Annotated in this window: 18 protein-coding genes; 7 read left to right on the forward strand and 11 right to left on the reverse strand. The window is 66.2% G+C overall.

Annotation, left to right across the window (positions count from 1 at the left end):
* Nucleotides 1-3 precede the first annotated feature (3 nt).
* Nucleotides 4-795: a putative hydro-lyase gene (locus tag AC07OK_RS01895; RefSeq protein WP_494688704.1), complete on the reverse strand. Its 792-nt coding sequence runs from the start codon at nt 793-795 to the stop codon at nt 4-6.
* A 141-nt stretch (nt 796-936) separates the two neighbouring features.
* Between AC07OK_RS01895 and AC07OK_RS01900 the strand changes: the two genes are divergently transcribed.
* Nucleotides 937-1,872: a LysR family transcriptional regulator gene (locus AC07OK_RS01900; RefSeq protein ID WP_494689020.1), complete on the forward strand. Its 936-nt coding sequence runs from the start codon at nt 937-939 to the stop codon at nt 1,870-1,872.
* 139 nt (nt 1,873-2,011) lie between these two features.
* On the forward strand, nt 2,012-3,736 hold the full coding sequence (locus AC07OK_RS01905) for an extracellular catalytic domain type 1 short-chain-length polyhydroxyalkanoate depolymerase (RefSeq protein WP_494689021.1): 1,725 nt from the start codon (nt 2,012-2,014) through the stop codon (nt 3,734-3,736).
* 4 nt (nt 3,737-3,740) lie between these two features.
* Here the strand turns inward: AC07OK_RS01905 and AC07OK_RS01910 are convergent, their stop codons facing one another.
* Together AC07OK_RS01910 and AC07OK_RS01915 are read right to left on the reverse strand one after the other, a co-directional pair.
* On the reverse strand, nt 3,741-5,756 hold the full coding sequence (locus tag AC07OK_RS01910) for a 2Fe-2S iron-sulfur cluster-binding protein (protein WP_494688705.1): 2,016 nt from the start codon (nt 5,754-5,756) through the stop codon (nt 3,741-3,743).
* Between the two features lie 12 nt (nt 5,757-5,768).
* Nucleotides 5,769-6,392 carry a glutathione S-transferase family protein gene (locus AC07OK_RS01915; RefSeq protein WP_494688706.1) on the reverse strand — a complete coding sequence of 208 codons (624 nt, stop codon included), beginning with the start codon at nt 6,390-6,392 and terminating at the stop codon, nt 5,769-5,771.
* A gap of 121 nt (nt 6,393-6,513) precedes the next feature.
* On the opposite strand from AC07OK_RS01915, the gene AC07OK_RS01920 reads away from it, so the two are divergent.
* On the forward strand, nt 6,514-7,419 hold the full coding sequence (locus AC07OK_RS01920; protein WP_494688707.1) for a LysR family transcriptional regulator: 906 nt from the start codon (nt 6,514-6,516) through the stop codon (nt 7,417-7,419).
* Here AC07OK_RS01920 and AC07OK_RS01925 read toward each other — a convergent pair.
* On the reverse strand, nt 7,397-9,061 hold the full coding sequence (locus tag AC07OK_RS01925; protein ID WP_494688708.1) for a hypothetical protein: 1,665 nt from the start codon (nt 9,059-9,061) through the stop codon (nt 7,397-7,399). The two genes, AC07OK_RS01920 and AC07OK_RS01925, sit on opposite strands and share 23 nt — an antisense overlap.
* Nucleotides 9,062-9,146: 85 nt before the next feature.
* Complete coding sequence (locus AC07OK_RS01930; RefSeq protein WP_494689022.1) at nt 9,147-10,046, reverse strand: DMT family transporter; 900 nt, start codon at nt 10,044-10,046, stop codon at nt 9,147-9,149.
* 185 nt (nt 10,047-10,231) lie between these two features.
* Here AC07OK_RS01930 and AC07OK_RS01935 point away from each other — a divergent pair, with 185 nt between their 5' ends.
* The 4 genes from AC07OK_RS01935 (at nt 10,232) to panC (ending at nt 13,075) form a co-directional block, all read left to right on the forward strand.
* Nucleotides 10,232-10,984, forward strand: a complete 753-nt coding sequence (locus tag AC07OK_RS01935) for an acyl-CoA thioester hydrolase/BAAT C-terminal domain-containing protein (protein WP_494688709.1) — start codon at nt 10,232-10,234, stop codon at nt 10,982-10,984.
* Nucleotides 10,985-11,074: 90 nt separating this feature from the next.
* Nucleotides 11,075-11,284 (forward strand): DUF3460 family protein, encoded by a 210-nt coding sequence (locus tag AC07OK_RS01940; protein ID WP_494688710.1) that lies wholly within the window; start codon nt 11,075-11,077, stop codon nt 11,282-11,284.
* A gap of 17 nt (nt 11,285-11,301) precedes the next feature.
* A complete protein-coding gene (locus AC07OK_RS01945) occupies nt 11,302-12,198 on the forward strand; it encodes a segregation and condensation protein A (protein ID WP_494688711.1) in 897 nt (298 codons plus the stop codon).
* Between the two features lie 37 nt (nt 12,199-12,235).
* Nucleotides 12,236-13,075, forward strand: coding sequence for a pantoate--beta-alanine ligase (gene panC, locus AC07OK_RS01950; RefSeq protein WP_116988173.1), 840 nt, complete (start codon nt 12,236-12,238; stop codon nt 13,073-13,075).
* On the opposite strand, the gene AC07OK_RS01955 is transcribed toward panC, so the two are convergent.
* The 6 genes from AC07OK_RS01955 to cheD all read right to left on the reverse strand — a co-directional run bounded on the left by AC07OK_RS01955 (nt 13,072) and on the right by cheD (nt 17,942).
* Nucleotides 13,072-13,725, reverse strand: coding sequence for a hypothetical protein (locus AC07OK_RS01955; protein ID WP_494688712.1), 654 nt, complete (start codon nt 13,723-13,725; stop codon nt 13,072-13,074). The genes panC and AC07OK_RS01955 overlap by 4 nt on opposite strands.
* Before the next feature lie 63 nt (nt 13,726-13,788).
* Nucleotides 13,789-14,997, reverse strand: coding sequence for an EAL and HDOD domain-containing protein (locus AC07OK_RS01960; protein ID WP_494688713.1), 1,209 nt, complete (start codon nt 14,995-14,997; stop codon nt 13,789-13,791).
* Between the two features lie 45 nt (nt 14,998-15,042).
* The gene (cheZ, locus tag AC07OK_RS01965) at nt 15,043-15,690 is read right to left on the reverse strand and encodes a protein phosphatase CheZ (protein ID WP_494688714.1); all 648 of its coding nucleotides are present in this window, start codon (nt 15,688-15,690) and stop codon (nt 15,043-15,045) included.
* Nucleotides 15,690-16,079, reverse strand: coding sequence for a chemotaxis response regulator CheY (gene cheY / locus AC07OK_RS01970; protein ID WP_026334356.1), 390 nt, complete (start codon nt 16,077-16,079; stop codon nt 15,690-15,692). Before cheY ends, cheZ begins: the two co-directional genes overlap by 1 nt.
* 134 nt (nt 16,080-16,213) lie before the next feature.
* A complete protein-coding gene (locus AC07OK_RS01975) occupies nt 16,214-17,293 on the reverse strand; it encodes a protein-glutamate methylesterase/protein-glutamine glutaminase (RefSeq protein WP_494688715.1) in 1,080 nt (359 codons plus the stop codon).
* Nucleotides 17,294-17,342: 49 nt separating this feature from the next.
* Nucleotides 17,343-17,942 (reverse strand): chemoreceptor glutamine deamidase CheD, encoded by a 600-nt coding sequence (cheD, locus tag AC07OK_RS01980; protein WP_020702289.1) that lies wholly within the window; start codon nt 17,940-17,942, stop codon nt 17,343-17,345.
* Nucleotides 17,943-17,946 lie beyond the last annotated feature (4 nt).

The following is a 17,946-nucleotide window of genomic DNA, read 5'->3' on the forward strand; positions in this document are numbered from 1 at the left end:
AAATCAGAACGCGGCTAACGATGCATTGAGTATGTCGGTTACCAGCATGTAGCCCGGCTGGTGGGTGATCGCCAGCGGCAGGCGCGCGTGGCGTATGGCTTCCTGCGGCGTGACGCCGCATGCCCAGAAGACCGGTATTTCGTCCGGCATGATCTCGACCGGATCGCCGTATTCGGGCCGCGCGATGTCGGCGATGCCGATCAGCGACGGGTCACCCAAGTGCACCGGCGCGCCGTGCACCGCCGGATAGCGGCTGGTGATCTGGATCGCGCGGATGGCGTCGGCGGCCTTCATCGGCCGCATCGACACCACCATCTCGCCGCCGAACGGGCCGGCGCTCTGGTTGCGGATATTGGTGCGGTACATGGCGACGTTGCGGCGCTGCTCGATGTGGCGCAGCTTGATGCCGGCCTCGATCAGCATTTGCTCGAACGAGAACGAGCAGCCGATCGCGAACACCACCAGGTCGTCGCGCCAGACGTCGTGCAGCGAGTGGGTTTGCGACGCCAGTTGGCCGCCGCGATAGATGTTGTAGCCGGGGATGTCGCTGCGCAGGTCCATGTCGGCGCCCAGGCGCGGCAGGTTCCACTGGCCAGGCTCGCCCACCGCCAACAGCGGACAGGCGCGCGGGTTGCGCTGGCAGAAGCGCAGGAACTCGTCGGCATGCGCCTGCGGCAGGATCACCAGGTTGGCCTGGGCGTAGGCGCCGCAGTAGCCGGAGGTCGGCAGGCGGAATTCGCCGCTGCGTACTTTGTGACGTAATTCGAGTGGGGTCATGGCGCTGGTCTCGTTCATCAAATCGTGAATAACTTGCATGAGTTAAGAATAAACTTGAATAACCCTACACGCCATCTAGTTATTTTTGCTGTTGTTGTATAGTTTTTCTTACCACTCTGCGCTATCTTGGTGCGTCAGGTTAAGGTATTCTTGTTTGCTATGAACATCCGCTTCCTGGAGACTTTCGTCACCCTCGCCCAATTGCGCAGCTTCCGCGCCACCGCCCGCGCGTTGCACGCCACGCCGGCCGCCATCTCGCTGCGCATCAAGACGCTGGAGGAGGAACTGCAAACGGAATTGATCGACCGCGCCAGCAAGGAGTTCCGCCTCACCGCCAACGCCGAATACCTGCTGGGCCACGCCAAGGCGGTGGTCGACGCCACGCGCCGGCTGATGGCGGCGGCGCAGAAGGACAGCGCGATCCGCGGCCGCCTGCGCGTCGGCGTGATCGAATCGGTGGTGCACAGCTGGCTGGCGCAGTACATCCGCGAGTTGAACACCATGTACCCGGAGCTGGAGGTCGACCTGACCGTCGACATGAGCAATGTGCTGGAGCGGCGCCTGCGCGCGCGCGAGCTCGATCTGGTGATCCAGGTCGAGGGCGTCGAGAGCAGCGACATCGTCTCCGAGGCGCTGGCCGTGTATCCGCTGCACTGGATCGCCCGCAAGGGCCTGATCGACACCCGCAAGGAAGGCCTGAACCAGCGTCTGCTGGCGCTGCCCATCCTGACCTTCGGGCGCGGCACGGCGCCGCAACGCATGATCGAGGAGATCGTCAGCAAGATGGCCAACCTGGCGATGGTGCCGCTGGAGCAGACCCGCATCACCTGCTCGCCGTCGGTGGCGGCCATCGTCCAGCTGGTGAAGGACGGCTACGGCGTGGCCGCCATCCCCAGCCTGTTCGTGGTCGACGCGCTCAAGAACGGCGAGTTCATCGAACTGCCGGTGCAGCCGGAGCCACCAGCCATCATCGTCTCGATGTGCTTCCACTCGAATGCCGAGATGCTGGTGCACGCCGCCGCCAACGCCGCCCGCCAAGCTTGCGCCGGCTACTGCGCGCAGATCGATCCCCGCTACATCAAGTCGCTGGGCTGAGCCTTTTCCTGCTGATTGCACAACAGTAAAAATACTGGGGTGCGCGTGCGCGCGCGGTTTTGATCTACTATTTTCCTGCTGCCGGCGCACCCACCAACAACAACGGAGACATATCATGGCTATCAACATCAAGCGATTGATGGGGCACGCGTTCGTCTGTATCGTCTGTACCATCCTGCTGGCGGCGGCCTGCCCGGCGCAGGCGGTGACGGCCGGCCCCGGCACATGGAGCGCGCAGCAGACCTGGGCCGCCGACAGCGTCAACGGCGGCAACCTCACCGGCTATTTCTACTGGCCCGCCTCGCAGCCCACGCTGGGCGGCAAGCGCGCGCTGGTGCTGGTGCTGCACGGCTGCCTGCAAACGGCCGGCGGCGACGTGATCGACAGCGGCGGCGACGGCGGCTACAACTGGAAGGCGATGGCCGATCGATACGGCGCTGTGATCCTCGCGCCCAACGCCACCGGCAATGTCTACAACAACCACTGCTGGGACTACGCCAACACCACCCACACCCGCAGCGCGGCCGGCCACGACGCCATCCTGCTGGACCTGGTGAGCCGCTTCGTCAACGATCCGCAGTACGCCATCGATCCCAAGCAGGTGTATGTGACGGGCCTGTCGTCCGGCGGCGGCGAGACCATGGTGCTGGGCTGCCTGGCGCCGGACGTCTTCGCCGGCGTCGGCATCAACGCCGGGCCGCCGCCGGGCACCACCACCTTGCAGATCGGTGCTGTACCGCCCGGTTATACCGCCACCACGGCCGGTAACCAGTGCAAGGCGATGGCGGGCGCCAACGCCGGCGCCTTCGCCACGCAGATCGCCGGCGCCGTCTGGGGCACTTCCGACTTCACGGTGGCGCAGGGCTACGGTCCGATCGACACGGCCGGCATCCGCCTGGCCTACGGCGGCAGCTACAGCAAGGGCGGCGCGGTCCAGGTGGCGGGCGGCGGCAGCAACGTGCCCTACACCGACAGCAACGGCAAGCTGCGCACGCACGAGATCACGGTGACCAATATGGGCCACGCGTGGCCGGCCGGCAGCGGCGGCCAGAACACCAATTATGTCGACAACACCAAGGTCAACTACCCGGCCTTCGTCATGGATTTCTGGTTCAAGAATAATCTGCGCGCTTCGGCGACGCCGGGGCCGGTGATGACTTCCTGCGGGACCACGGTGATCAGCGGCAGCGGCGTCACCATCAGCGGCGCGGCCACGGCCAGCGGCGCCGTGGCCAGTTATGCGGTGCAGCTGAACGGTCCCACCGCGATCAACGATGCGGCGGCCGGCAGCGGCGCCAGCTTCAGCAAGGGCTACAACGTCGCCAGCGGTTACTACACCGGCGGCGTCACCGCCTCCGACACGCTGGGCCAGGTTTCGACCGCCTGCCCGCTGGCGCAATTCCTGGTCGGCAGCGCGCCGGTGCTGCCGCCTCCGACCGGCTTGAGCGCGGGCACGCCGACCGCCAGCGCGGTGGCACTGACCTGGAACGCCGTCAACGGCGCCACCGGCTACAACGTGTATCGCAACGGCGCCAAGGTGACCGCATCGCCGCTGAACGCCACCAATTACACCGCCAGCGGGCTGGCGGCCAGCACCAGCTACAGCTTCGCGGTGTCGGCGGTCGGCGCTGCGGGCGAGAGTGCGCTGTCGGCGGCGATCAACGTCACCACCGCGTCGGCGTGGAGCTGCACCGCCGTCAACGCCAGCAACTACGCCCATGTGCACGCGGGCCGCGCGCACGACAGCGGCGGCTACGCGCTGGCCAACGGCTCCAACCAGAACATGGGACTGGACAACCTGTTCTTCACCACCGTGCTGGCACAGACGTCGGCCGGTTATTACGTGGTCGGCGCCTGTCCCTGAGGCGTTACAGCGCCAGCACGACGGCCGCGCTGCCGGCGGCGGGAACGGCGGAACACATCAGCACCTGCCCCGCCGCGACCTCGGCGCCGCAGGTGCGCGTGTATTCGACGGAGCCGGAGACCAGGCCGACCGCGCACGAACCGCATAGTCCCGAACGGCAGCTCGATTCCACCGGCACGCCCTTGGCTTCAGCCAGTTCCAGCAGGCTGGCGGCGCTGCCGTCCCATAGCGCAGCCATGCCCGATTGCGCAAACTGCACCGGCACCGGCGCGGCCGGCTTGGCCGCGCCAATGGCCACTGGCACATCGCGCCGCACGCTGGCCGGACCGAAAGCCTCGAAGCGTATGCGCGCGTCGGCGATGTTCAGGCTGCGCAAACCGTCGTACATCTGCTGCATGAACGCGGCCGGGCCGCACAGGTAGAAATCGTAATCGTCGAACGGTAGCTGGGACTTCAACCAATCGAGGTCAATGCGGCCGGCGCTGGACTGCCAGTTGGCGATGTCGCTGGCCTCGGCCTCGCCGCCGCTGTAACGTATGTGGACGTTGAGGTTGCGATGTCCAGCAGCCAGCGTTTGCAGGCGTTCGGCAAACGCGTGTTCACCGCGGTTGCGGGCGCCGTGGAAGAAGTGGATGGGATGGCGGTGCCGCGTGCGGCTGCCGTTCACCAGTAGACCATTCAGCATGGCGATCATCGGCGTGATGCCGATGCCGGCCGACAGCAGCACCGCCGGCCGCCGCGTACCCTGCTCGAACGTGAAATCGCCGCCAGGACCCAGCAGTTCGATGCGCGCACCAGGCGCCAGATGCTCGTGCAGCCAGCCGGATACGGCGCCGTCGCGTTTGACGCTGATGCGGTAGCTGCGGCCGTTCGGCGCGTCGGACAGGGTGTAGCTGCGGATGCGCGACGCGCCGTCGGCCGGCACGCGCAGCGAGACGAACTGGCCCGGCACATGCGCGGCCACGCCCATGCCGTCGGCCGGCTCCAGATGGAACGATTGCACCGTGGCGCTCTCCCGCACCACGTCGGTGACGGTGTAGGGCCGCCAGGCGCTGGTCAACGCGGCCGCTTGCAGCACGCGGTCCGCCTCCTCCCAGACGCCGGTGCGCGCCACTTGCGCGGCCGGCTTGGGCGCGCTCCAGCGGAACGGCAGCGCGCCCACATTGCGCACCACTTCGCGCACGTGGAAGCGCAGCAGCTGCTCGGCGCCGGCGAAGGCCCGCAGTTGCGCGCCTTCCCAGATGATCTCCGCCTCCACCGCCACATGCAGCATGTCGCCGCGCTCGAAGTCGATGAACAGCAAGCCCGCGCGCGGATAGCCGAGCAGATTGCCCATCGTGTTGAAGAAGAAGTTGCCGACGAATTCGGGCGACGTCAGCGTGCGCCCGTCGTCCACCCGCACGAAGCCGGGCCGGCCGCCGCGATGCGAGACATCGACGCCCCGCCCTGATTCGGTCTCCAGGTTGGCGCTGGCGATGAAGAAGGTGTCGGCGCGGGCGATCAGCTCGCGATCCTGCGCGCTCAACACGGTGCCACGCAGCACCTGCGGCACAGGCGCGGCCGGCACCGGCGTCTGCACCCGGTCCTGGATGTACTGCGGGCAGTTGCCAAAGCTCTGCGTCACCGCAACGCGCATGCCGGCTTCGTCAATTGCCGCGATCACGCCGTTGACGCGATTGCGCCGCCGCGTCGTCGGCACCAGCCCCAGCCCGCCGATGTGGGCGCCCTCACGCAACTGGCCTTGCAGCGGATCGCCGGCCAGCATGCCGCCGGCGATGTGCAGCGTGCGCGCATCCGGCGTCGAAACGAAGCCCGCATCGTTGACCAGCATGGTGGCCCACGGCTGGCCCGCTCCGTCCAGTGCACCGATGAAGAACAGCGGCAGCTCGCCGAAGAACTGGCGATGCTGGTCCGGCATGTAGTCGCGCACGCCGGCGGCGCCGGCGCCGGCCATCTGCTCGCGCACGCCCACCCGCTGTTGGATCGCCAGTTCGCCCGCATGGAAAGGGGTGGCGCTCATGATGGCCTCCGTTCAGTAGGTTTCGGGCGCCAGACCGCATGCCGTGGCGACCATCGGCACGAAGCCGGGCAAGGCGCGGACGTTGGCCAGCCAGGCGCGGATGTTCGGATACGGCTTGAGCGACACGCCACCTTCCGGCGCATGTTCGATGTAGCTGAAGGCGGCAATGTCGGCGATGCTGGGTTGCTCGCCCAGCGCGTAGCGGCGGCCGGCCAGTTCCACCTCCATCGCATCGAACAGGCGCACCGCGATGCTCTTGGCGCGCTCAAGATCGAACGGCATGCCGAACGCCACCACCAACCGCGCCACGCACGGGCCGTAGGCGATCTTGCCCGAGGCGTTGGACAGCCAGCGCTGCACTGTGGCCGCCGCCAGCGGTTCACGCGGCAGCCAGCGGCCGCTGTCGTCGTATTTCGAGGCCAGATAGACCAGGATCGCGGTCGAATCGGGCAAGGTCACGTCGCCGTCTTCCAGTACCGGTATTTCGCCGAAGGGGCTGCGCGACAGATGCTCGGGCGCGCGGTGCTCGCCGGCCCGCAGGTCGAGCTGGACGAATTCGTACGGCACGTTCAACAGGCTGAGGAACAGGCGCACGCGGTGGGTGTGGCCGGAAAGGGGGGAACCGTATAGCTTCATGATCAATCTCCTGTGACGTTGGATAGTCCGGCCAGTATATTGAGCCGCAATCGTGCTGATAAGCTGGACAAAACCGGACACTAAGTTCACTCTAGGTGAACAATCACTCTCCGCACACGCCATGGCCGATTTAAGCAACGTCAACCTGAACCGCCTGATTACCTTCGTCGCCGTGGTGGATGCCGGCTCGTTGACGGCCGCCGCCGAGCGCCTGGGGCTGGCCAAGTCCATGGTCAGCAAGCACATGCAGTTGCTGGAGGCCGAGGTCGGCGTCGGCCTGTTGCTACGCTCGACCCGCAAGCTGTCGCTGACCGAGGCCGGCCGCGACTTTTACGACGCCAGCCGCCAGCTATTGCAGCAGGCCGAGCTGGCCATCGAGCAGGCCCGCAGCGGCCGCGCCGTCCCGCAAGGCACGCTGCGGGTGGCCGCGCCGATCGACTACGGGGTGATGGTGGTGGCGCCGGTGCTGTCGCAATTGCGGCAGCGCTATCCGGCGCTGAAGGTGGAGCTGGTGTGCGGCGACAGCCTGATCGACCTGATCGCCGAAGGCATCGACGTGACGGTGCGGCTGGGCAAGCTGGCCGATTCGGGCTACATGGCGGCGCGCGTCGGCCGCATGGTGCGGCTGCTGGTGGCCAGCCCGGAGTTCGTGGCGCGCTACGGCATGCCGGAGCATCCGCAGGCGCTGGCCCAGTTGCCCTACATTTCGCTGACGGTGCTGACCCAGCCGAACAGCTTCACACTGGGGGACGGCACCGGCCAGCACAGCGAAGTCCGGATGCGCAACATCGTGTTCTCGACAAATACCGCCCCCGCCTGCCGCGCCGCCGCGCTGGCCGGCGACGGCGTGCTGCGCGCCACCTGGTTTTCGGTGCGGGAGGACTTGGCGGCGGGCCGGCTGGTGCGGCTGCTGCCGGAATGGTCGCTGCCGGAGGGCGATATCCATGCCGTGTTTCCAGCCACGCCGCACCTGCCGCAAAAGGTGCGCGTGTTCATCGACGCGCTCAAGCTGGCGGCCGGCGACTAGCCAGCCAGCGGCGCCAGCGTGTCAGCAGCGCCATCGCCAGCACCGCCGCGAAGCCGAACCAGAGCCAGGTCGCGATCACCGACGGCGGTTTGCGCTCGCTGGGCGCGGCGCCGTCCGTGAACGCCGCCGGCAGCACACGCGGCGCCACCGGCACGATCTTCCAGTCCGCGTGGTTGGCCGGGGCGCGCCGCTGGTATTCGCGCAGCGACAGCACCGGATCGTGGCCAAAGGCGCGCGACGACGGGAACTGCGGTATCCGCACGAACAGCAGCGCCTCCAGATCTTCGCTCAGCTGCGACTCCAGCGTGCCGCCGGCCGCCCTGCCCGGCGCCGCCAGGCGCTTGAGCAAATCATCGGCAATGGTGTTGAAGGCGACGAAGGGCAGCAACTCGGTGCGTTCGGTCTTCAGGTAGTCGTAGGCGCTCTGGCCGCTGGCCAGGCTGACTTCCTTCAACGCCATGTACGGCAGGGCCACCGCAGCCTTCAGCGGGCTTTCGCCGCCCAGGCGCGGAATGTTCCAGCCCAGCGTGCGCAGGGTTTCGACGTTGATGCCGGCGCAATTGGTGCTGGCGTGGCGGTAATGGAAATCCTGCCGGTAGAAGTGGTTGAACACGCGGCCTATCGCCTCCTGGACCAAGGCGGGCGCGCGCTGGTCTTTCAGCACCGCCACCAGCATGTAGGATGGGCGGTACCAGGCCTGGCCGCTGTTGAGGTCGCCCATGTAGGCGTCCATCGGCAGGATAGCCGCGACGATGCCTTTTTCGCTGATCGAGGCCAGGCTGTAGAAATTGTTCACCAGCCAGTTGTCCCATTCGCCGGCGGCCCCGAAGCGGCCGGTGGCGACGGCGAAGTGGCCGCCATAGGATTCATCGTCGTCGCCCTGCGCGCCGTTGAGCATGAAGGCCAGCACCGGCTTGCCCGCCAGCGGCAAGGGCACGCGGCCGCCGTCGCGGCGCCACAGGGTCCGGCTGGCGTAGGGGGCGGTGGCGCCGCCGTGCTGGGCGCGGACCAGGCTTTCGATGGTCTCGCCAGCGGCCAGCGGCGCGCTGGGCGCGGCCGCGCCGAGCGCGTAGCGCCTGGGCCACAGCGTGCGCATCACGAAGCGTTCCTCGGTCAGGGCGCCACGGGCCTTGACCTCGCCGCCGGCAAAGAACGCCAGGCTGCTGCGGTCCACATACGAGCGGTTGGTCGATAACCTGGGCGTGAACTCGACATTCAGGGGCGCGGCGCCGCCGGGGCGTGTCAGCCGCGCATCGGGCTCCAGCCGTCCCTCGGCCACATGGGGCGAACCTATCCACACCAGCGGCGGCGCCTGGTCGCGCGCGCGCGCGCCGCCTGCGGCCAGCCAGGTCTTGACGTCCTCCTGGGCCCGCAGCCGGGGCGCATAGCCGGCGCCGTCGGCCTTGGCCACGGCGATCATGTCGTCGCTGAAGTACCACAGCGCCTGACCGGGCGCGGCGCAATCCTGGCAGCGGCCGGTCGCCAGCTTGAAGCGGTCGCTGGGATAGAGGCCCAGCAAGCCTGGCGCGAGCGCGTCGCGCACGCTGGAATCGACGGCTTGCGCCGCTTGCCACGGCAGCGCGGCGCCGATCAGGGCCGCTGCCGCCAGGATGCCGCTGGGGCTGAATGGATAATGCCGCATGATGTCGCTCCGCTGGGTGATGGCGAAGCTGCAGTGTAAGGCGGCCGGTTTTGCTGCTTGTTACGTTCCGTCAATATTTCTTGCGCTAGCGCCGCGCCGACACCACGATGCCGCCGACGATCAGCGCAAACGCCGCCACGTGGTAGCCGTGCGGCGCCTCGCCCAGGAAGGCGGCCGACAGCACGGCGGTGAACAAGGGCGTCAGGTTGACGAAGAAGGCGCCAACCGACGGCCCCGCCGCCTGCACGCCCTCGCCCCAGCAGCGGAAGGCGATCACCCCCGGCCCGACCGCCACGTAGGCCAGCGCGGCCGCCAGGGTCCAGCTCCATTGCACCGGCATCGCGCCCAGCGCCTGCTCGCCCAGCGCGAAGCCGCCCGACCACAGCACGCCGAACGCCACCTGCGCCAGCAGGAAGCCGGCCCAGTCGGCGCGCAGCGCGGCCGGTTCGCGCGCGCGCGTGAGCAGCCAGCTGTACAACGACCAGGCGATGGTGGCCAGGATCATGAACAGGTCGCCCGCCACCAGCCGCAGCGCCAGCAGATGGTCCCATTCGCCGCGCGCCAGCACCAGCAGCACGCCGGCGATCGACAGCACGGCGCCGGCCACCTGGCGCCGGCCGACCGGCACGCCGAAGAACAGCCAGCCGGTCAGCATCATCCACACCGGCATGCCCGAGGCCACCAGCGTGACGTTGATCGGCGTCGAGGTTTGCAGCGCCATGTACTGCAGGGTGTTGTAGAGGCCGATACCGAGCAGGCCCAGCAGCGCATACTGTTTCCAATAGCGCCACATGCCCGCCGCCCGTCCGAACACCGGCCCGGCCAGCGGCAACAGGATGACGCCGGCCAACGCCCAGCGCAGGAAGTTGAGCAATACCGGCGGCAATTGGTCGTGCACCAGCCGGCCGACGATGGAATTGCCGGCCCACAGCAGCGGCGGCAGGGTCAGCAGGAATACGGTGCGGGGCGTCAGGCGCTGGGTCATCGATGGCGGACAGTTGTTGAGAAATGAATTGCTGCTGTGCCAACGCACTGCTAGCATGGCGCCTTGCTGATTTGCCAAGGCATGCAATCATACCGGGGAACGCGATGCAACGCATAGTGATGGGTATTTTGATACTGTATGTATCTTTTTTCGGAACGGCGCGCGCCGCGGGCTACGAGGTTGAGATGCGGCAGGTTGTCTACCGCGACCTAGTGGCCCATCTCTACCTGCCCAAGACACACGCCAAAGTGCCCGTCGTGGTGGCGATCGGCGGTTCGGAGGGCGGGCTGGGCACCGGCGACGCCAACGGCCAAATGATGGCCCCGCACGGTATCGCCGTGCTGGGCCTGGCCTATTTCAGCGCGCCGGGGCTGCCGGCCACGCTGGACCAGATCCCGCTGGAATATTTCATCCGCGCCCTGGACTTCCTGCAGACCCAGCCCGAAGTGGACGCCACGCGCATCGGCTTCGTCGGCGGTTCGCGCGGCGCCGAAGCGGCCTTGCTGGTGGCGTCCCTGGATCAGCGCATCAAGTCGGTGGTGGCGACCACGCCCAGCTCGGTGGCATGGTTTGGTCGCACCCTGCCGAGGTCGGCCTGGACGTGGGAGGGCAAGGATATCCCGGCCATGAGTCCCGCGCAGGACCAGACCCTGCCCCAGGTCGGCCGCTTCCTGGCGGCGCTGGACCAGCGGCAGGTCGTGCGTCAGGCGCGCATCGCGGTGGAGAAGATCAACGGCCCTATCCTGCTGATTTCTGCGCAAAACGACCAGATATGGCCGTCTTTCCAGATGTCCAACGATATCGCGGCCGATTTGAAGGCGCAACACTTCCCGCACGCGGTGACGCACGACAGCTACCCGACCGGCCACGGTTTCAGCCAGGAGTTGGCGCCGCACATCAAGCAAAGCATCATCGACCACTTTTTGCACACCCTGTAGCCCCGGCGGACGCGGCGGTCAACGATAGAATTACCGCCGGCCGCCGCGGCGCGGTAAAATACGCGTTGCTGATCCACCCACTTAAAAAATATGAAACTCTCCAAACAACATTCGATGTACGAATCCGAGCACACCCTGTTCATCAAGGCGCTGAAGGAACAGAATCCGGGCATGGAAGCTGGCCAGCAACAAGGCCGCGCCTTGCTGTGGGACCGTCCGCCGGTGTCGCTGGATGAACAGGAGCGCCAGCTGAAATCGGCCATCAAGCAACAAGCTTACGTTTACCAAAACAAAGTCTAAGCACCGGGGCGGCAAGGATGTTGCCAGACGATACGGCTGAAGCCCAGCCGACTGTGGCCGACCACGGCATCGCCGAGGCGGACGCGCAGCCGTTGCCCGAGGCATTGAACGAGGCGGTCGCCGTGACCACCGAGGTCGCCGCCCTCGCCCGCCTGTACGGCGAGCCGCTGCTCAAGATGCCCAACGACCTGTACATCCCGCCCGACGCGCTGGAAATCTTCCTCGACGCCTTCGAGGGTCCGCTGGACTTGCTGCTCTACCTGATCCGCAAGCAAAACTTCAACATCCTCGACATCCCGATGGCGCAGCTGACGCTGCAATACCTGAAATATGTCGACCAGATCCGCCTGTCCAACCTGGAACTGGCCGCCGAGTACCTGCTGATGGCGGCCATGCTGATCGAGATCAAGTCGCGCATGCTGCTGCCGCAGCGCCCGTCCGAGCTCGACATCGAGAGCGACGACCCGCGCGCCGAGCTGGTGCGCCGCCTGCTGGAATACGAGCAGATCAAGCTGGCCGCCTACGACCTGAACACGATCCCGCAGCTGGACCGCGATTTCGTCCGCACCCAGATCTTCATCGAGCAAAGCCTGGTGCCGGCCTGGCCGGAGGTCGAGGCGATCGACTTGCAGCAAGCCTGGCTGGACGTGATGAAGCGCGCCAAGCTGACCCAGCACCACAAGATCAGCCGCGAGGAACTGTCGGTGCGCGAGCACATGACCGGCATCCTGCGGCGCCTGCAATCGAGCCGCTTCGTCGAGTTCGCCGACCTGTTCGACATCGCCGGCGGCGTGCCGGTGGTGGTGGTGAACTTTGTCGCGCTGCTGGAGCTGGCCAAGGAAACGCTGATCGAAATTACCCAGGCCGAGCCGTTCGCGCCCATCTACGTGCGGCTGGCGTACTCGCCTGCCTGAATCCCCCCATTCCCATTACGTCCAGAGCGACCACGACATGAAAATCGTCACCTCCATAGAAGAATTGCGCGACCAACTCAGCGGCCAACTGCGCACCGCTTTCGTCCCGACCATGGGCAACCTGCACGAAGGCCACCTGTCGCTGATGCGCCTGGCGCGCAAGCACGGCGACCCGGTGGTGGCGTCGATCTTCGTCAACCGCCTGCAGTTCGGCCCGAACGAAGACTTCGACAAATACCCGCGCACCTTCCAGGCCGACGTCGAGAAGCTGGAGAAGGAAGGCGTGTACGTGCTGTTCGCGCCGACCGAGAAAGACCTGTACCCGGAGCCGCAGGAATTCCGCGTGCGCCCGCCTGACGACCTGGGCAACACGCTGGAGGGCGAGTTCCGTCCCGGCTTCTTCACCGGCGTGACCACCGTGGTGCTCAAGCTGTTCTCCTGCGTGCAGCCGCGCGTGGCGGTGTTCGGCAAGAAGGATTACCAGCAGCTGATGATCGTGCGTAACATGAGCCGCCAGTTCGCGCTGCCGACCGAGATCATCGCCGCCGAGACCTACCGCGCCGACGACGGCCTGGCGCTGTCGTCGCGCAATATGTACCTGTCGCCGGCCGAACGCGCCGAGGCGCCGGCCCTGTACCAGAGCCTGAACTCGGTCGCGGCCGAAGTGCGCGCCGGCCACCTGGACGTGTTCCAGCTGGAGCACAAGGCGATGGACGACCTGGCCCAGCGCGGCTGGCAGCCAGACTACATCTCGATCCGCCGCCGCATCGACCTGCAACCGCCGAGCGCCGGCGACCTGGCGCAAGGCACGCCGCTGGTGGTGCTGGCCGCCGCCAAGCTGGGCTCGACCCGTTTGATCGACAATCTGGAAATTTAAGGTTTGGGGGGCGCTGCGGGCGCCACCGGCAACACGGTGATGCCCTGGGGCGGCAGCTGGATGATCATGGCCGGCACCGCCGCCGCGGCCGGCTGCGCCTTGGGGATCGCGTTGTTCAGCACGAAGGTCATGACCGTCACCACAATGGTGATCGCCGCGACCAGCACGCCCACCATCCATTTGACGGACTGCGACGTCGCCCGTTCGAAAGCGCTGTCGATTTTCGCCTCCAGCGCCGCGCGCGTCTCTATCATCATCGCAACGATGGCTGCGAGCTTGGCGTCGGTGGCTTCGAACTTGGCGTCGAACTTGGCGTGGATGGCGGCGAAACCGGCATCCATCTTGGCGTGGGTGGCGGCAAGCCCGGCATCGAGCTTGTCGTGGGTGGCGTCGATCTTGGCATTGGTGGCGGCAAGTCCGGCATCGATCTTGACGTTGGTGGCGTCGATCTTGGCATTGGTGGCGGCCAGCCCGGCATCGAGCTTGTCGTTGGTGGCGTCGATTTTGGCGTTGGTGGCGGCAAGCCCGGCATCGAGCTTGTCGTTGGTGGCGTCGATCTTGGCATTGGTGGCACCAAACCCGGCATCGAGCTTCGAGTCGAACGATGCCACCTTGGCGTCGATATAGTCTTTGTCGGAATTGGCGTTCATGCGCCGATCATCCGCCTCACCATCGGCGCTGTCAACGCCCGCTCGGACGCCGCTTGCGACCGATCAGGCCGCGACGTTTTGCGCCCAGGCCAGCGCCGACAGGTGGGCTTGGTTGACCTCTTCCGGGCTCAGCTTGAGGGAGGCGGCCAGCGAGGCCACCAGGTCGGAATTGAGTTCGCAGGCCTCGGCCAGCGCCAGGTACGGCCCGTACTTGCCGCTGCGCGTCAGCAGCGCGGCGACCACGTCGTCGGACAGCTGGATGTTGGCCAGCACTTCCTGCATGGCGATCCCCAGCAGCCGGTCCAGCAGTGAGAACATGCCGGCCACGAAGACGTTTTCCGCCTCGCTCTTGCCCAGCGCCGCCAGCGCCAGCAGCTCGGCCAGGCGGCCGCGCACCACCGCCGTCTCCAGCAGCACCGGCGAATAGCCCGAAGTGCTGGCCGTGGCCAGCAGCAAGGTCAGCCAGCGGTACAGCGGCGTGTAGCCCAGCAGCGTCAGCGCCTGCTTGAGCGACTGGATCTCGCGCCCGGCGCCGAAGCCGGCCGAGTTGATGAAGCGCAGCAGCTTGTAGGACAGCGTGGCGTCGCGCTTGAGCACCGCCTCCAGCTGCGGCAGGTCGGCGTTCTGGCGCACCATCTGCATCAGCTGCATGATGATGGTCTGGGCCGGGTTCATGCCCTTGCTGTCGCTGCTGGGGCGCGGCGTCAGGTGCAGCTTGCCGACGAAGGCGTTCAGGCCGAGCGCGGCGCAGGCGTCGAAATCGGCCCAGTTGCTGACCGGGCGCGCCACCATCGCCACCGCCGACTGCTTCAGCGCCGCGTAGGCGCGCGCCTGGCTGCCGACGTCGGCGCCGGAAAAGCGCACTTCCACATACGAGGCGATGGTCGGCAGGCGGGCGCCGATGCGGGCCAGGTCGGCCTCGCGCAGCAGGATGCCGACGCCGCCGGCGCGCAAGGCTTGCACCGCGGCCAGGGTGTCGGGCTGGGCCAGTTCGGAGGTCTTGATCGACAGCACGGTGCGTTCCGGCGGCAGCTGGTGCAGCGCATCGGTCGACAGCATGGCCGGCACCGCTTCGAGGAACAGGGTCTTGTCGCGCAGCAGCCAATTGCCGTCGTCGTCGACCATCTGGCCGGCGACGAAGGCCACCAGCAATTCCAGCTCGGCCGGCGTGGACGGGGCCGCGCCCTGCCGTTGCCAGCAGAGTTCATACCCAACCACACGCTGCTTGGGGTCGAGCAGCGGCTCACGGACGAGGAAATTGGATTGATGCATGATGCTCGTATCGGAGTAGGCCCGCGGCGAACGGGCCGGTACAGATCAGAAGCCCAGACTATCCAGCAAGTCGTCCACCTGCTCCTGGTCAGCCACCACGTTCTCGCGGGTCGGATCGATTTGCGGTCCGTTCAGCAAGCCGTTGTCGATTTCCTTCTTCATCTGTTCGGGCGCAAAATCGATCAGCATCTGCACCAGCTGCTTTTCGAGGTTCTGCGCGATCGACGTGACCTTTTTGATCACCTGCCCGGTCAGGTCCTGGAAGTCCTGCGCCATCATGATGTCCATCAGATGCGCCTTGGTCTGCGAGGTCCCGGCCGATGCGCCGTCCAGCGCGGCGACGGTTTGCTGCGCCAGCGCGCGCCATTGCTCGTCCGAGGCGCCGGCCGCCAGCAGGCCGGTCCACGAGGCGCTCAATTGCTTCGCGTCGCCGGCGATCTGGTCCTGCAAGGGACTGGCGGCGTCGGTGGCGTTCAACACCTTCTGCGCCGCGTCTTCGCTCAGGCGCGCCACGTAGTCGAGCCGGTCGCGCGCGTCCGGGATGTCCGACGCCGCCTTCTCGATCAATTTGTCCAGGCCCAGGCCGCGCAGGCTTTCATGCAAGGCGCGCGTCATGTGACCGATGCGCGACAAAAACTCTTCATTCGGCTCCACCGCAGCCGCGATGGCGCCGTTTTGTTGCTCAACCATCATCAAGCTCCGAGCTTCTCGAAGATCTTGTTCAGCTTTTCATCCAGCGTGGCGGCGGTGAACGGCTTGACCACGTAGCCGTTGGCGCCGGCCTGGGCCGCGGCGATGATGTTTTCCTTCTTGGCTTCGGCGGTCACCATCAACACCGGCAGCTTGGCCAGCGCGGGATCGGCGCGGATGTTCTGCAACATCGTCAGGCCGTCCATATTCGGCATGTTCCAGTCGGACACGACGAAGTCGAAGGTTTCGGCGCGCAGCTTCGCCAGCGCCATCACGCCGTCTTCCGCCTCGTCGACATTGGCATAACCCAGTTCTTTTAACAGATTTCGGACAATGCGGCGCATCGTCGAAAAATCGTCAACGACTAAAAATTTCATCTTTGGATCAGCCATGAATTACTCCGTTGTTTCTCTACGCGGTGGTTGTTAATAAGTTCTACGTGCCAGCAAGTTGTAGGATAGCATTTTCGTTGCTTTAAGGCGAACAAAGTAGCAGTAAAACGTCACACTTGACGATTTAAAGCTTTTTACACCCGCAATGCGCGCATGCCGTGGGCCGCCAGGTAGCCCAGCACCATGCCCGGCAAGGCTTGCAAGGCCCCCACTTCATGGGCGGCGCCGATGGCGATCGCCTCGCGCGGCATGCCGAACACCACGCAGCTGGCCTCGTCCTGGGCGAAATTATACGCCCCCGCCCCCTTCATCTCCAGCATGCCGGCCGCGCCATCCTTGCCCATGCCGGTCAGGATCACGCCGACCGCGTTCTTGCCGGCGCACTGGGCGGCCGAACGGAACAGCACGTCGACCGAGGGCCGATGGCGGTTGACCGGCTCGGCCTGGTCGATCTTGGTCATGTAGTTGGCGCCGCTGCGGGTCAGGTACAGGTGCGAGTGGCCGGGCGCGATGTAGGCGTGGCCGGGCAGCACCCGCTCGTTGCCGGCCGCTTCCTGCACCGAGATCTTGCACAGCGAATCGAGGCGCTTGGCGAACGAGCGGGTAAAGCCTTCCGGCATGTGCTGGGTGATCAGGATGCCGGGGCAGTCGGACGGCATCTGCATCAGGAATTCGCGGATCGCCTCGGTGCCGCCGGTGGAGGCGCCGATGATGATCAGTTTTTCCGACGAGGTCAGCGGATTGCGCAGCTGCGGCAGCTGGGTTTGCCCGCCCTGGCCGTCGGCGCCGGGCTGCGGCAGGGTGCGGGCCCGCACGCGCGCCTTGGAGGCGGCGCGGATCTTGTCGGTGATGAGCTCGGTGTACTCGCGCATGCCGGCCTGGATCGAGATCTTCGGCTTGGTGACGAAGTCGACCGCGCCCAGCTCCAGCGCGCGCATGGTGATCTCCGAGCCGCGCTCGGTCAGCGAAGACACCATCACCACCGGCATCGGCCGCAGGCGCATCAGTTTTTCCAGGAAGTCGAGGCCGTCCATCTTCGGCATCTCGACGTCCAGGGTCAGCACGTCGGGGTTGGTTTGCTTGATCAGCTCGCGCGCGACCAGGGGATCGGGGGCCGCGCCCACCACTTCCATGTCGGGCTGGCTGTTGATGATCTCGCTCATCACGCTGCGGATCAGCGCGGAGTCGTCGACGATCAGGACTTTGATCTTCATAAAACGCTACTTTCCGGGCAATAGGCCCTGACTACACATTCAAAATAAGTTAAAACAGGTCGATCTCGCCGCCCACCGGCGCCTTCTTCAGGCGGCTGGCGTATTCGATCTCGCGCTTGGCCAGGGTGTCGTTGTGGGTCTGCATCAGCTTCTTGACCAGCACCTTGCCGCTGCGCGGGAAGAAATACACCTTGCGCGGATGGATGTCGTTCAAGTCTTCGGCCACCACGCGGATTTTCTCGACCTTGAGGAAGTTCAGCACGAAGGCGGCGTTGCGTTCGCCGACATTGATGGCGGTGAAGCCTTTCAAGACCGCGCCGCCGCCGAACACCTTGGCCTCCATGTTCTCGCGCTTGGCGCCGGCCTTGAGCAGGTCGTTGATCAGGATCTCCATCGCGTAGGTGCCGTAGCGGGCCGAGGCCGACACCGGGCTGTTGGTGTCGCTGCCGCCGTCGGGCAGCATGAAGTGGTTCATGCCGCCCAGGCCGGTGACGCGGTCGCGGATGCAGGCCGACACGCAGGAACCGAGCACGGTCACGATCAACATGTCCTTGTTGGTGAAGTAATACTCGCCCGGCAGGATCTTGGCGGCTTCACAGTCGAACGTTCTATCGAAATATACGTTCGTGGCAAATTGTTCGAGGTCCATGTTT

Source organism: Duganella sp. GW821-FHT07G03 (assembly GCF_059418605.1).